The organism is Streptomyces sp. NPDC000134 (assembly GCF_042899225.1).
Classification (GTDB): Bacteria; Actinomycetota; Actinomycetes; order Streptomycetales; family Streptomycetaceae; genus Streptomyces.
Genome location: NZ_JBIAZN010000003.1, coordinates 322,817 through 335,388, shown reverse-complemented (window position 1 = coordinate 335,388; position 12,572 = coordinate 322,817). Strand labels below are relative to the sequence as shown.

Here is a 12,572-nt window from a genome sequence, read left to right as displayed (position 1 = left end):
GCCCGAAGGGCCGTTCGTCCCTGTGGACGACGGCCCTTCGTGCAGATGTGCGACCTGAGACCCGGGGTCGCCGGGGCGCAGGAGCGGGATACGCCGGTCACGGCGTGCGCGACGCCGGTTACAGCACGCGCACCGCGCCGCTCGGCGGGTCGTAGGACAGCGACTTCAGCACGACGCCCGTGGACGGGTTCTGCGCGCCGACGAACATGCCGTCGCCGACGTAGACGCCCACGTGGTAGGCGCTGCCGGCGCCGCCCCAGTACAGGATGTCGCCCGGCTGGAGGTTGCTGAGCGAGACCTGGGTGCCGGCGACCGACTGGTCCTGGGAGACGCGGGGCAGGCTGACGTTCACCTGCTTGAAGGCGGCCTGGACGAGGCCGGAGCAGTCGTAGGCGGACGGGCCGGTGGCGCCGGACACGTACGCCTTGCCGACCTGGGCCTTCACGAAGGAGACGACCGCGGCGGCCGAGCCGGTGGCCGCGGACGAGCCGGTGCTCACCGAGGTGTCGGCGGCGGTCGCGCCGGTGTCCGTGGAGGTGTCGGCGGTCAGGGTGGCGCGCTCGGCGTCACGGTTGGCGCGCTCGGCGGCTGCCTTGCGGGCGGCCTCCCGCTCGGCCTTCTCCTTGGCCTGCGCCGCCTTGTGCTTGGCTTCCTTCAGGTCCGCCCTGGCTTCCTTGGCGGCCTTGGCGGCGGCCGCGTCACGCTCGGCCCGCAGCTCGTAGCTCGCGGCCGCCTGCTGCGTGGCGTCCGCGGACTCGGCGACCTGGGCGGCCAGGTCGGCCGTCAGGGTCGGCAGCTCCAGGGTCTGCGTCACGGGCTCGGCCTCGGCGGCGTTCGCCGAACCCGACGCACCGGCCACTGCCAGGGTGCTGAGGACGCCACCGGCCACTCCGGCCCGCATCGCGATGGTCGACGCGCTGCGGCGGGGCTTCCGGTGGCTGCGTATGTGAGCGGTGTGGGACATGAGTACAACCGGTATCAGGAGGTCCTCCATACCTTCAAGAAACGTGTCCTGCGCCACAGTTGCTCGACCTACACCGCGAATCCCGGGCGTGTCGGCCTTTATTGACGCCGTAACGGACATTGCGGGCGGCCGTAATACGGCTGTGATCACGGGCTTTGATCGTTACGCCCGAATTGCTCCCCGCTTACCACTGGTTGGGGTGGTTGGCCAACCCCGGTTCTCAGCCGCCTCTCATGAATGTGTCCGAGGTCACGGAACGGTCAACCGCGCGACCGCGTCCCGCGCCCGCGGGCCGGCCGGCCGCGCTCGTGAACGCGTGCACGCGTTCACATCTCCGCCGATCGCCCCCGTCCGGATGTGAACGGTCCTCTATCAAGAGTTCGCGGCCTTCGCCAATTTGCATGCAGCAGAACTCTCTTGATATGGAGACGCCGCCTCTGGCCAGCGCTGACGAGCGAAAATGTCACCTCTCGTGATCAGTCGGATGCTTGATGTGTGAAGATCACCGCTCATCCGACTTCATGATCCTTCGTCAGGTGGTGGAGATCACAAAGCTTGTGCAATACCCCGTGTCGCAGATCACAGAGTGGCGGGCATAAGATGCGGAGCAGTTGGGCTTGTGACCTGCTTCACATGTTCGCGATCTTCGCCGGGGACGCGCGGGGCTCGTGGGGCTGCTGAGGCGGGTCGTGACCCAAGCCGAACCGCCAGCAGTCAGTGCCGACTGAGAGGAGCGAGGAGCGGTGAACGCGTATGCGCCCATCCTCGTACTGGGAGCCCTCGGGGCAGGCTTTGCGATCTTCTCCGTGGTCATGGCCACGCTGATCGGTCCGAAGCGGTACAACCGCGCCAAACTCGAAGCCTACGAGTGCGGCATCGAGCCGACCCCCACGCCGGCCGGCGGCGGGCGCTTCCCCATCAAGTACTACCTGACGGCGATGCTCTTCATCGTCTTCGACATCGAGATCGTCTTCCTCTACCCCTGGGCCGTCAGCTTCGACGCCCTGGGGATCTTCGGGCTCGTGGAGATGCTGCTCTTCGTGCTCACCGTCTTCGTCGCGTACGCGTACGTATGGCGGCGCGGCGGCCTGGAATGGGACTGAGGGGCCTTTAGTCATGGGACTCGAAGAAAAGCTGCCGAGCGGCTTCCTGCTGACCACCGTCGAGCAGGCCGCGGGCTGGGTGCGCAAGGCGTCCGTCTTCCCCGCCACGTTCGGACTCGCCTGCTGCGCCATCGAGATGATGACCACCGGCGCCGGCCGCTACGACCTGGCGCGCTTCGGCATGGAGGTCTTCCGCGGCTCGCCGCGCCAGGCGGACCTGATGATCGTCGCCGGCCGGGTCAGCCAGAAGATGGCGCCGGTGCTGCGGCAGGTCTACGACCAGATGCCGAACCCCAAGTGGGTCATCTCCATGGGGGTCTGCGCCTCCTCGGGCGGCATGTTCAACAACTACGCGATCGTCCAGGGCGTCGACCACATCGTCCCGGTCGACATCTATCTGCCGGGCTGCCCGCCCCGGCCCGAGATGCTGCTGGACGCCATCCTCAAACTCCACCACAAGATCCAGAACTCCAAGCTCGGCGTGAACGCCGAGGAGGCGGCCCGCGAGGCGGAGGAGGCGGCGCTCAAGGCACTGCCCACCATCGAGATGAAGGGGCTGCTGCGATGAGCGACGCGCACCGGGACCCCGACGGTCCCAACCCGGAGAAGCAGCTCTCCGCCGAGAACCTCCCCGGCCAGCGCGGACAGGGCGGCGAGGAGGTCCGCGTCCAGCGCGGCATGTTCGGCGCGAACAACGGCGGCGACACCTCCGGCTACGGCGGCCTGGTCCGCTCGGTCCGGCTTCCGGGGCCGGCGAGCAGGCCGTACGGCGGCTGGTTCGACGAGGTCGCGGACGAACTGGAGGGCGCGCTGGAGGAGCAGGGACTGCTCCCCGGCAACGCCATCGAGAAGACGGTCGTCGACCGCGGCGAGCTGACCTTCCACATCGAACGCGAGCACCTGGTCCGCGTCGCCCGCACCCTGCGCGACGACCCGGCCCTGCGCTTCGAGCTGTGCACCGGCGTGAGCGGCGTGCACTATCCGAACGACAAGGGACGCGAGCTGCACGCCGTCTACCACCTGCGCTCGATCACCCACAACCGGCTGATCCGGCTGGAGGTCAGCGCTCCCGACGGCGACCCGCACATCCCGTCGCTGTTCGAGGTCTACCCGACCAACGACTGGCACGAGCGCGAGACGTACGACTTCTTCGGCATCGTCTTCGACGGCCACCCGGCCCTGACCCGGATCATGATGCCGGACGACTGGCAGGGCTTTCCGCAGCGCAAGGACTATCCCCTCGGCGGCATCCCCGTCGAGTACAAGGGCGCCCAGATCCCGGCTCCGGACCAGCGGAGGTCGTACTCGTGAGCACATCGCACGCATCCCCCAGGGAGACCACCGAGGGCACCGTCTACACGGTCACCGGCGGCGACTGGGACGAGGTCGTCGAGTCCGCGGCCCGCGCCGACGACGAGCGCATCGTCGTCAACATGGGCCCCCAGCACCCGTCCACCCACGGCGTGCTCCGCCTGATCCTGGAGATCGAGGGCGAGACCGTCACCGAGGCCCGCTGCGGCATCGGCTACCTGCACACCGGCATCGAGAAGAACCTCGAATACCGCACGTGGACGCAGGGCACCACGTTCGTGACGCGCATGGACTACCTCACGCCGTTCTTCAACGAGACGGCGTACTGCCTCGGCGTCGAGAAGCTCCTCGGCATCGAGGACCAGGTACCCGACCGTGCCTCGATCATCCGGGTGCTCCTGATGGAGCTGAACCGGATGTCCTCCCACCTGGTGTGCATCGCCACCGGGGGCATGGAGCTGGGCGCCACCACGATCATGATCTACGGCTTCCGCGACCGTGAACTGATCCTGGACATCTACGAGCTGATCACCGGCCTGCGGATGAACCACGCGTACGTCCGCCCCGGCGGCCTCGCCCAGGACCTGCCGCCCGGCTCGGTCGACCAGATCCGCGAGTTCGTCAAGAAGATGAAGAAGAACCTCCCGGAGTACGACAAGCTCGCCACCGGGAACCCCATCTTCAAGGCCCGCATGCAGGACGTCGGCTATCTGGACCTGGCCGGCTGCATGGCCCTCGGCGCCACCGGCCCGATCCTGCGCTCCACCGGCCTCCCGCACGACCTGCGCAAGGCCCAGCCGTACTGCGGCTACGAGACGTACGACTTCGACGTCCCGACCGCCGACACCTGCGACGCCTACGGCCGCTTCCTGATCCGGCTGGAGGAGATGCGCCAGTCGCTGCGGATCATCGAGCAGTGCCTGGACCGGCTCCAGCCCGGCCCGGTCATGGTCCCCGACAAGAAGATCGCCTGGCCCGCCCAGTTGGCCCTGGGCCCGGACGGACTGGGCAACTCCCTCGACCACATCAAGAAGATCATGGGCACCTCCATGGAGGCCCTGATCCACCACTTCAAGCTGGTCACCGAGGGCTTCCGGGTGCCGCCGGGGCAGGCGTACACGGCGGTCGAGTCGCCCAAGGGCGAACTCGGGGTGCACGTCGTCTCCGACGGAGGCACCCGCCCCTACCGGGTCCACTTCCGCGACCCGTCCTTCACCAACCTGCAGGCCATGGCCGCGATGTGCGAGGGCGGCCAGGTCGCCGACGTCATCGTCGCGGTGGCGTCCATCGACCCCGTGATGGGAGGCGTCGACCGGTGACCACCAGTTCCTCGGAACGGGGCGTCGGACTCGGCATGCCCGAGCTGCCCGCGCCCGACTACCCGGACGACGTCCGGACCCGGCTGGAGGCCGACGCGAGCGAGATCATCGCCCGCTACCCGGACTCCCGGTCCGCCCTGCTGCCGCTGCTGCACCTGGTGCAGTCGGAGGAGGGCCACGTCACGCGCACCGGGATGCGGTTCTGCGCGGACGTGCTCGGCCTGACCACCGCCGAGGTCACCGCCGTGGCGACCTTCTACACCATGTACCGGCGCGGGCCGAGCGGCGACTACCAGGTGGGCGTCTGCACCAACACCCTGTGCGCGGTCATGGGCGGCGACGCCATCTTCGAAGAACTCCAGGAGCACCTGGGCGTCGGCAACGGCGAGACCACCGACGACGGCAAGGTCACCCTGGAGCACATCGAGTGCAACGCGGCCTGCGACTACGCCCCGGTGGTGATGGTCAACTGGGAGTTCTTCGACAACCAGACCCCGGCGAGCGCCCGGCGCCTGGTCGACGACCTCCGGGCCGGCCGGCCGGTCAGCCCGACGCGCGGGGCGCCCCTGTGCACCTTCAAGGAGACCGCCCGGCTCCTGGCGGGCTTCCCCGACGAGCGGGAGGGCGCCGTCGAGGCCGGGGGAAGCGCGGGACCCGCCTCCCTGGTCGGCCTGAAGCTGGCGAAGGGCGAGACGGCCGCCGCGCGTGTGGTGCACCCGCGCGGTGCCGTGCGCCGGGACGAGCCGCCGCACGACCCGTCCCCCGGCGAGCACCTCAGCTCGCACGACGCCCCGCAGGACACATCGGCCTCCGACCCGTCCCACCCGGCCGGGCCGACCGCCGAGGAGGGGGAGTGATGACCTTGGCAGCCGAGATCAAGGACTCCAGTCCGGAGAAGCTGCTCGCACCCGTGCTGTCGGCCTTCTGGGACCAGGACCGGTCCTGGACGCTGGACGTCTACCGAAGGCACGAGGGCTACGAGGGGCTCCGCAAGGCGCTGGCGATGTCGCCGGACGAACTGATCGCGTACGTCAAGGACTCCGGTCTGCGCGGCCGCGGCGGTGCCGGCTTCCCGACCGGGATGAAGTGGCAGTTCATCCCGCAGGGAGACGGAAAGCCGCACTATCTGGTCGTCAACGCCGACGAGTCGGAGCCGGGGACCTGCAAGGACATCCCGCTCCTCTTCGCCAACCCGCACAGCCTCATCGAGGGCATCGTCATCGCGTGCTACGCCATCAGGTCGTCGCACGCCTTCATCTATCTGCGGGGAGAGGTCGTCCCCGTGCTGCGGCGGCTGCACTCGGCCGTCGCCGAGGCGTACGCGGCGGGCTTCCTCGGCGAGAACATCCTGGGCAGCGGACTCGACCTGGACCTCACCGTGCACGCGGGCGCGGGCGCGTACATCTGCGGTGAGGAGACCGCGCTGCTCGACTCGCTCGAAGGCCGCCGGGGCCAGCCCCGGCTGCGTCCCCCCTTCCCCGCTGTGGCCGGCCTCTACGCCTGCCCGACTGTGGTGAACAACGTCGAATCGATCGCGTCGGTTCCCGCGATCCTCAACCGGGGCAAGGACTGGTTCCGGTCGATGGGCAGCGAGAAGTCCCCGGGCTTCACGCTCTACTCCCTCTCCGGCCACGTCGCCAGCCCCGGCCAGTACGAGGCGCCGCTCGGCATCACCCTGCGCCAGCTCCTCGACATGAGCGGGGGCATGCGCCCCGGCCACCGCCTGAAGTTCTGGACGCCGGGCGGGTCCTCGACGCCGATGTTCACCGACGAGCACCTCGACGTCCCCCTCGACTACGAAGGAGTGGGCGCCGCGGGTTCCATGCTCGGCACGAAGGCCCTCCAGTGCTTCGACGAGACGACCTGCGTGGTCCGCGCCGTCACCCGCTGGACCGAGTTCTACGCCCACGAGTCCTGCGGCAAGTGCACGCCCTGCCGCGAGGGCACGTACTGGCTGGTGCAGTTGCTCCGCGACATCGAGGCCGGCAAGGGCGCGATGGCCGACCTCGACAAGCTCAACGACATCGCCGACAACATCAACGGCAAGTCCTTCTGCGCCCTCGGCGACGGCGCCGCCTCGCCGATCTTCTCCTCGCTGAAGTACTTCCGCGAGGAGTACGAGCAGCACATCACGGGCCGCGGCTGCCCCTTCGACCCGGCCAAGTCCACGGCCTGGGCCGATCACCGTACGGAGGTGAACGCATGACAGTGACCACCAGCGCTCCCTCCGGCGGGGGCGAGGCGGCCGTGCCGCCGGAGGACCTCGTGTCGCTGACCATCGACGGCGTCGAGATCAGCGTGCCCAAGGGCACCCTGGTCATCCGGGCCGCCGAGCAGCTCGGCATCGAGATCCCCCGGTTCTGCGACCACCCGCTGCTCGACCCGGCCGGCGCCTGCCGCCAGTGCATCGTCGAGGTCGAGGGCCAGCGCAAGCCCATGGCGTCCTGCACCATCACCTGCACCGACGGGATGGTGGTCAAGACCCACCTCACCTCGCCGGTCGCGGAGAAGGCCCAGAAGGGGGTGATGGAGCTGCTGCTCATCAACCACCCCCTGGACTGCCCGGTCTGCGACAAGGGCGGCGAGTGCCCGCTGCAGAACCAGGCCATGTCGCACGGCAGCGCCGAGTCCCGCTTCGCCGGCAAGAAGCGCACCTACGAGAAGCCCGTGCCGATCTCCACCCAGGTGCTGCTCGACCGCGAGCGGTGCGTGCTGTGCGCCCGCTGCACCCGGTTCTCCAACCAGGTCGCGGGCGACCCGATGATCGAGCTGATCGAGCGGGGCGCGCTCCAGCAGGTCGGCACCGGCGAGGGCGACCCCTTCGAGTCGTACTTCTCCGGGAACACCATCCAGATCTGCCCGGTCGGCGCGCTGACCTCGGCGGCCTACCGGTTCCGGTCCCGGCCGTTCGACCTGATCTCCTCGCCGTCGGTGTGCGAGCACTGCTCCGGCGGCTGCGCGACCCGCACCGACCACCGGCGCGGCAAGGTCATGCGGCGGCTCGCCGCGAACGACCCCGAGGTCAACGAGGAGTGGATCTGCGACAAGGGGCGGTTCGCGTTCCGGTACGCGCAGACGCGCGACCGGCTCGACACGCCCCTGGTGCGCGACGCGGAGGGCGAGCTGCGGCCCGCCTCCTGGCCGGACGCCCTCCAGATCGCCGCCCAGGGGCTGCTCGCCTCGCGCGGCCGGACCGGGGTGCTGACCGGCGGCCGCCTCACCGTGGAGGACGCCTACGCGTACAGCAAGTTCGCGCGTGTGGCGCTCGACACCAACGACATCGACTTCCGGGCGCGCGTGCACAGCGCCGAGGAGGCCGACTTCCTGGCCGCCCGGGTCGCGGGCCGTGGCCGGGACCTCGACGGGACGGGCGTCACCTACGCGGCCCTGGAGAAGGCGCCCGCGGTGCTGCTGGTCGGGTTCGAGGCCGAGGAGGAGGCGCCCGGCGTCTTCCTGAAGCTGCGCAAGGCGTGGCGCAAGCACGGCCAGCGGGTGTTCGCCCTGGCCACCCACGCCACCCGGGGCCTGGAGAAGGCCGGCGGCACGCTGCTGCCCGCCGCTCCCGGCACCGAGACCGAGTGGCTCGACGCGCTCGCGTCCGGCGTCGGCCTGGCGGACGGCGGGGCGCTGGCCGCCGAGGCACTGCGCGCCGAGGGCGCCGTGATCGTCGTCGGCGAGCGGCTGGCGGCGGTGCCCGGCGGCCCGACCGCCGCGGTACGGGCCTCGGCGGCGACCGGAGCCGCACTGGTGTGGGTCCCGCGCCGGGCCGGGGAGCGCGGCGCCGTCGAGGCGGGCGCGCTGCCGACGCTGCTGCCGGGCGGGCGCCCGGCCACCGACCCGCGTGCGCGGGACGAGGTCGCCGCCCTCTGGGGTGTGGCCGCACTGCCGCACCGCCACGGCCGGGACACCGGCCGGATCGTCGAGGCCGCCGCCGACGGCGGACTCCAGGCGCTGCTGGTGGCGGGCGTGGAGGTCGCCGACCTGCCCGACCCGGCACGCGCTCGTGCGGCACTCGCCGAGGTCGGCTTCCTGGTCTCGCTGGAGCTGCGGCCCAGCGAGGTCACCGAGCTGGCCGACGTGGTGCTGCCGGTCGCCGCGGTCGCCGAGAAGGCCGGCACCTTCCTCAACTGGGAGGGCAGGGTCCGCTTCTTCGAGGCCGCGCTCAAGCCCGACCAGATGATCCGCCGCCCGGCGCCCACGGACGCCCGCGTCCTGCAGATGCTGGCCGACGCCATGGACGTACACCTGGGGCTGCCGGATCTGCGGACGGTGCGGGCGGAGATCGACCGGCTCGGGGCCTGGGACGGGCCCGCGGCCGACGCGCCCGCTCAGAGCGCCGCCGGGCTGCCGCGGCCGGCCGCCGGGGAGGCCGTGCTCGCCGGGCACCGGCTGCTGCTCGACCAGGGCGTCCTGCAACAGGGCGACGAGGCTCTGGCCGGCACCCGGCACGCCGCCCACGCTCGCGTGTCGGCCGCCACCGCCGCCGAGGCGGGCGTCGAGGACGGCGGCGTCCTCGCGGTGACCGGACCGGCCGGGGTCGTGGAACTCCCGCTGCGGGTCACCGAGATGCCCGACCGGGTGGTGTGGCTGCCGCTGAACTCCACCGGGGCCGGCGTCGCCTCCGACGCCGGGGCGCTGCCCGGCGACCTCGTCCGCATCGGCCCGGCGACGACCGCCGTCGCGGCCCCCCAGGAGGTGGAGGGATGAGCATGTACCTCGCCGCTGAAGACCTCTCGATGTTCGGCCGCGACCCGTGGTGGCTGGTCGTCGTCAAGGCGGTGTTCTGCTTCGCCTTCCTCATGGTGACCGTGCTCGTCGCCATCGTCATGGAGCGCAAGGTCGTCGCGTGGATGCAGTTGCGCGTCGGCCCCAACCGGCACGGCCCCTGGGGCATGCTCCAGTCGCTCGCCGACGGCATCAAACTGATGCTCAAGGAAGACGTCGTCGTCAAACGCGCGGACAAGGCGGTCTACGTCCTCGCACCCGTCGTGGCGGCCATCCCCGCGTTCATGGCGATCGCCGTGATCCCGTTCGGGCCGGCCGGCGGCGAGGTCTCGGTCTTCGGCCACCGCACCGCCATGCAGCTCACCGACCTGCCGATCGCCATGCTGTACATCCTGGCGGTCGCCTCGGTGGGCATCTACGGCATCGTGCTGGCGGGCTGGAGCTCCGGCTCGACGTACCCGCTCCTGGGCGGTCTGCGGTCCTGCGCGCAGATGATCTCCTACGAGATCGCGATGGGCGCCGCGTTCGCCTCCGTGTTCCTCTACTCGGGGTCCATGTCGACGTCCACGATCGTCGAGCAGCAGGCCGACCGCTGGTACATCGTGCTGCTGCCGGTCTCCTTCCTGCTCTACATCGTCACCATGGTCGGCGAGACCAACCGGGCCCCCTTCGACATGCCGGAGTCCGAGGGCGACCTGGTCGGCGGCTTCAACACCGAGTACTCCTCGATCAAGTTCGCGATGTTCATGCTCGCCGAGTACGTGAACATGGTGACCGTCTCGGCGGTCACCACCACGCTCTTCCTCGGCGGCTGGCGGGCCCCCTGGCCGGTCAGCACCTTCTGGGAGGGCGCGAACCACGGCTGGTGGCCGCTGCTCTGGTTCGTGGTCAAGGTCCAGTTGCTGCTGTTCCTCTTCGTCTGGCTGCGCGGCACCCTCCCCCGGGTCCGCTACGACCAGTTGATGAAGCTCGGCTGGAAGGTCCTCATCCCGGTCTCGCTGGTCTGGCTGATGCTCGTCGCCACCATCCGGGCCCTGAGGAACGAGAACTACGACTTCACCGACATCGCGCTCTACGTCGCCGGCGGCGTCCTCGCCGTCCTGCTGCTGTCCTTCCTCGCCGACATGTACCGCGGCAAGGGCGAACAGGCCGAGGAGCCCGCCGGGGAACCGGCCGCCTTCGACCCGATGGCCGGCGGGTTCCCCGTACCGCCGCTGCCCGGCCAGGAGTTGCCGCCGGTGCCGCGACGCCGGCCGCGCCGGGAGCGGGAGCTGATTGTCAGTGGCGGGCCCGATACTCAGAGTGACGGATCTCTGGGCGGAACTACGGATGGAAAGGAGGCGTCCGATGGCTAAGGAACCCAAGGACACCAAGCCCGGTTTCCAGAACCCGGTGGCCGGCTTCGGCGTGACCTTCAAGGCCATGTTCAAGAAGCGGCTGACCGAGCAGTACCCGGAGCAGCAGAAGACCACGGCTCCGCGCTTCCACGGACGGCACCAGCTCAACCGCCATCCCGACGGTCTGGAGAAGTGCGTCGGCTGCGAGCTGTGCGCGTGGGCGTGCCCCGCCGACGCCATCTACGTGGAGGGCGCGGACAACACCGACGAGGAGCGCTACTCGCCCGGCGAGCGGTACGGCCGCGTCTACCAGATCAACTACGCCCGCTGCATCCTGTGCGGCCTGTGCATCGAGGCGTGCCCCACCCGCGCGCTGACGATGACCAACGAGTTCGAGCTGGCCGACTCCAGCCGCGCCGACCTCATCTACACCAAGGAACAACTGCTCGCCGGCCTGGACGACGGCATGGTCGACACCCCGCACGCCATCTACCCGGGGACCGACGAGCAGGACTACTACCGGGGCCTGGTCACCGAGGCGGCCCCCGGCACCGAGCGGCAGGCCGCCGTCTCCAGGGGCGAGGCGCCGCAGGAGGCCGACTCGACCTTCGGCGAGGGCGAGCCGGCGACGGAGAAGGTGATCCGCCGATGACCGCGCGACTCGCCGCCGCGGCGACGCTCTCCGCCGGCACCTCCACCGGAGAGGCCGTCCAGTTCTGGGTCCTCGGCACGGTCGCGGTGATCGGCGCCCTGTGCACCGTCTTCATGAAGCGCGCCGTGCACAGCGCCCTCTGCCTGGCCGGCACCATGATCATTCTGGCGGTGTTCTACCTCGCCAACGGCGCCTACTTCCTGGGCGTCGTCCAGATCGTCGTCTACACCGGCGCGATCATGATGCTGTTCCTGTTCGTGGTGATGCTGGTCGGCGTCACCGCGGCGGACTCCCTGAAGGAGACCATCCGGGGCCAGCGCTGGCTTGCCCTGCTCTGTGGGCTCGGCTTCGGAGTGCTGCTGATCGCGGGCATCGGCAACGCCTCCCTGAGCGAGTTCAGCGGCGTCGGCCAGGCCAACGCGGGCGGCAACGTGGAGGGCCTGGCGGCCCTGATCTTCACCAAGTACGTCTTCGCCTTCGAGATCACCGGCGCCCTGCTGATCACGGCCGCCGTCGGCGCCATGGTGCTCACCCACCGCGAGCGCACCGAGCGGGCCAAGACCCAGCGGGAGCTGGCCGAGGAGCGGGTCCGCAAGGGCACGTACCTGCCGCCGCTGCCCGCGCCGGGCGTGTACGCCCGGCACAACGCGGTGGACATCGCCGGTCTGCTGCCCGACGGCACGCCCTCCGACCTCACCGTCAGCAAGACGCTGCGCGAGCGGGGCCAGGTCCGGGACGTGTCGCAGGAAGCGCTGAACGACCTCAGGGCCCTGGAGCAGCGGGCCGAGGAGCGACTGGAGCGCCGGGCGGTCGAGCCGGCCACCTTCAAGCGGTCCGAGGAGGCGTCGAAGTGAACCCCGTCAACTATCTGTATCTCGCGGCCCTGCTGTTCACGATCGGTGCCACCGGGGTGCTGATCCGGCGCAACGCCATCGTGGTGTTCATGTGCGTCGAGCTGATGCTCAACGCCTGCAACCTGGCGTTCGTCGCGTTCTCCCGGATGCACGGCAATCTGGACGGCCAGATCATCGCCTTCTTCACGATGGTCGTCGCGGCCGCGGAGGTCGTGGTCGGGCTCGCGATCATCGTGTCCCTGTTCCGTTCCCGCCACTCGGCCTCGGTCGACGATGCCAGCCTGATGAAGCTGTGAGGGGTCGCTGA

12 protein-coding genes are annotated in these 12,572 nt (G+C 70.2%); 11 read left to right on the top strand and 1 reads right to left on the bottom strand.

Features of this window, described 5'->3' with window-relative positions:
- Positions 1-118: 118 nt before the first annotated feature.
- Positions 119-964, bottom strand: coding sequence for a C40 family peptidase (locus ACFY32_RS06325; RefSeq protein ID WP_359189483.1), 846 nt, complete (start codon positions 962-964; stop codon positions 119-121).
- Between the two features lie 743 nt (positions 965-1,707).
- On the opposite strand from ACFY32_RS06325, the gene ACFY32_RS06320 reads away from it, so the two are divergent.
- From ACFY32_RS06320 to nuoK, 11 genes are read left to right on the top strand one after another with little or no spacing between them, the layout of a single operon-like run.
- Positions 1,708-2,067 carry an NADH-quinone oxidoreductase subunit A gene (locus tag ACFY32_RS06320; RefSeq protein WP_003967084.1) on the top strand — a complete coding sequence of 120 codons (360 nt, stop codon included), beginning with the start codon at positions 1,708-1,710 and terminating at the stop codon, positions 2,065-2,067.
- A 13-nt stretch (positions 2,068-2,080) separates the two neighbouring features.
- Positions 2,081-2,635, top strand: coding sequence for an NADH-quinone oxidoreductase subunit B family protein (locus ACFY32_RS06315; RefSeq protein ID WP_359189480.1), 555 nt, complete (start codon positions 2,081-2,083; stop codon positions 2,633-2,635).
- On the top strand, positions 2,632-3,378 hold the full coding sequence (locus ACFY32_RS06310) for an NADH-quinone oxidoreductase subunit C (protein ID WP_359189477.1): 747 nt from the start codon (positions 2,632-2,634) through the stop codon (positions 3,376-3,378). The genes ACFY32_RS06315 and ACFY32_RS06310 overlap by 4 nt, the downstream gene beginning before the upstream one ends.
- Positions 3,375-4,697: an NADH-quinone oxidoreductase subunit D gene (locus ACFY32_RS06305; protein ID WP_390673549.1), complete on the top strand. Its 1,323-nt coding sequence runs from the start codon at positions 3,375-3,377 to the stop codon at positions 4,695-4,697. The genes ACFY32_RS06310 and ACFY32_RS06305 overlap by 4 nt, the downstream gene beginning before the upstream one ends.
- Positions 4,694-5,554 carry an NADH-quinone oxidoreductase subunit NuoE gene (gene nuoE, locus ACFY32_RS06300; RefSeq protein ID WP_359189471.1) on the top strand — a complete coding sequence of 287 codons (861 nt, stop codon included), beginning with the start codon at positions 4,694-4,696 and terminating at the stop codon, positions 5,552-5,554. Before ACFY32_RS06305 ends, nuoE begins: the two co-directional genes overlap by 4 nt.
- Entirely contained in the window at positions 5,551-6,903 is a 1,353-nt protein-coding gene (gene nuoF / locus ACFY32_RS06295) for an NADH-quinone oxidoreductase subunit NuoF (protein WP_359189469.1), read from the top strand. The genes nuoE and nuoF overlap by 4 nt, the downstream gene beginning before the upstream one ends.
- Positions 6,900-9,404, top strand: a complete 2,505-nt coding sequence (locus ACFY32_RS06290) for an NADH-quinone oxidoreductase subunit G (RefSeq protein WP_390673548.1) — start codon at positions 6,900-6,902, stop codon at positions 9,402-9,404. The genes nuoF and ACFY32_RS06290 overlap by 4 nt, the downstream gene beginning before the upstream one ends.
- Positions 9,401-10,777: an NADH-quinone oxidoreductase subunit NuoH gene (gene nuoH, locus ACFY32_RS06285; RefSeq protein WP_359189463.1), complete on the top strand. Its 1,377-nt coding sequence runs from the start codon at positions 9,401-9,403 to the stop codon at positions 10,775-10,777. Before ACFY32_RS06290 ends, nuoH begins: the two co-directional genes overlap by 4 nt.
- Entirely contained in the window at positions 10,770-11,411 is a 642-nt protein-coding gene (nuoI, locus tag ACFY32_RS06280) for an NADH-quinone oxidoreductase subunit NuoI (RefSeq protein ID WP_390673547.1), read from the top strand. Before nuoH ends, nuoI begins: the two co-directional genes overlap by 8 nt.
- Entirely contained in the window at positions 11,408-12,265 is an 858-nt protein-coding gene (locus tag ACFY32_RS06275; protein ID WP_359189457.1) for an NADH-quinone oxidoreductase subunit J, read from the top strand. The genes nuoI and ACFY32_RS06275 overlap by 4 nt, the downstream gene beginning before the upstream one ends.
- Positions 12,262-12,561: an NADH-quinone oxidoreductase subunit NuoK gene (gene nuoK, locus ACFY32_RS06270; RefSeq protein ID WP_004927567.1), complete on the top strand. Its 300-nt coding sequence runs from the start codon at positions 12,262-12,264 to the stop codon at positions 12,559-12,561. Before ACFY32_RS06275 ends, nuoK begins: the two co-directional genes overlap by 4 nt.
- The last annotated feature ends 11 nt before the right edge of the window (positions 12,562-12,572 follow it).

Excerpts from the sequence above, each read along its gene's own strand:
- ACFY32_RS06290 (WP_390673548.1), top strand. The coding sequence starts at position 6,900 with ATGACAGTGACCACCAGCGCTCCCTCCGGCGGGGGCGAGGCGGCCGTG.
- nuoI (WP_390673547.1), top strand. The coding sequence starts at position 10,770 with ATGGCTAAGGAACCCAAGGACACCAAGCCCGGTTTCCAGAACCCGGTG.
- ACFY32_RS06325 (WP_359189483.1), bottom strand. The coding sequence starts at position 964 with ATGTCCCACACCGCTCACATACGCAGCCACCGGAAGCCCCGCCGCAGC.
- ACFY32_RS06275 (WP_359189457.1), top strand. The coding sequence starts at position 11,408 with ATGACCGCGCGACTCGCCGCCGCGGCGACGCTCTCCGCCGGCACCTCC.
- ACFY32_RS06310 (WP_359189477.1), top strand. The coding sequence starts at position 2,632 with ATGAGCGACGCGCACCGGGACCCCGACGGTCCCAACCCGGAGAAGCAG.
- ACFY32_RS06315 (WP_359189480.1), top strand. The coding sequence starts at position 2,081 with ATGGGACTCGAAGAAAAGCTGCCGAGCGGCTTCCTGCTGACCACCGTC.
- nuoH (WP_359189463.1), top strand. The coding sequence starts at position 9,401 with ATGAGCATGTACCTCGCCGCTGAAGACCTCTCGATGTTCGGCCGCGAC.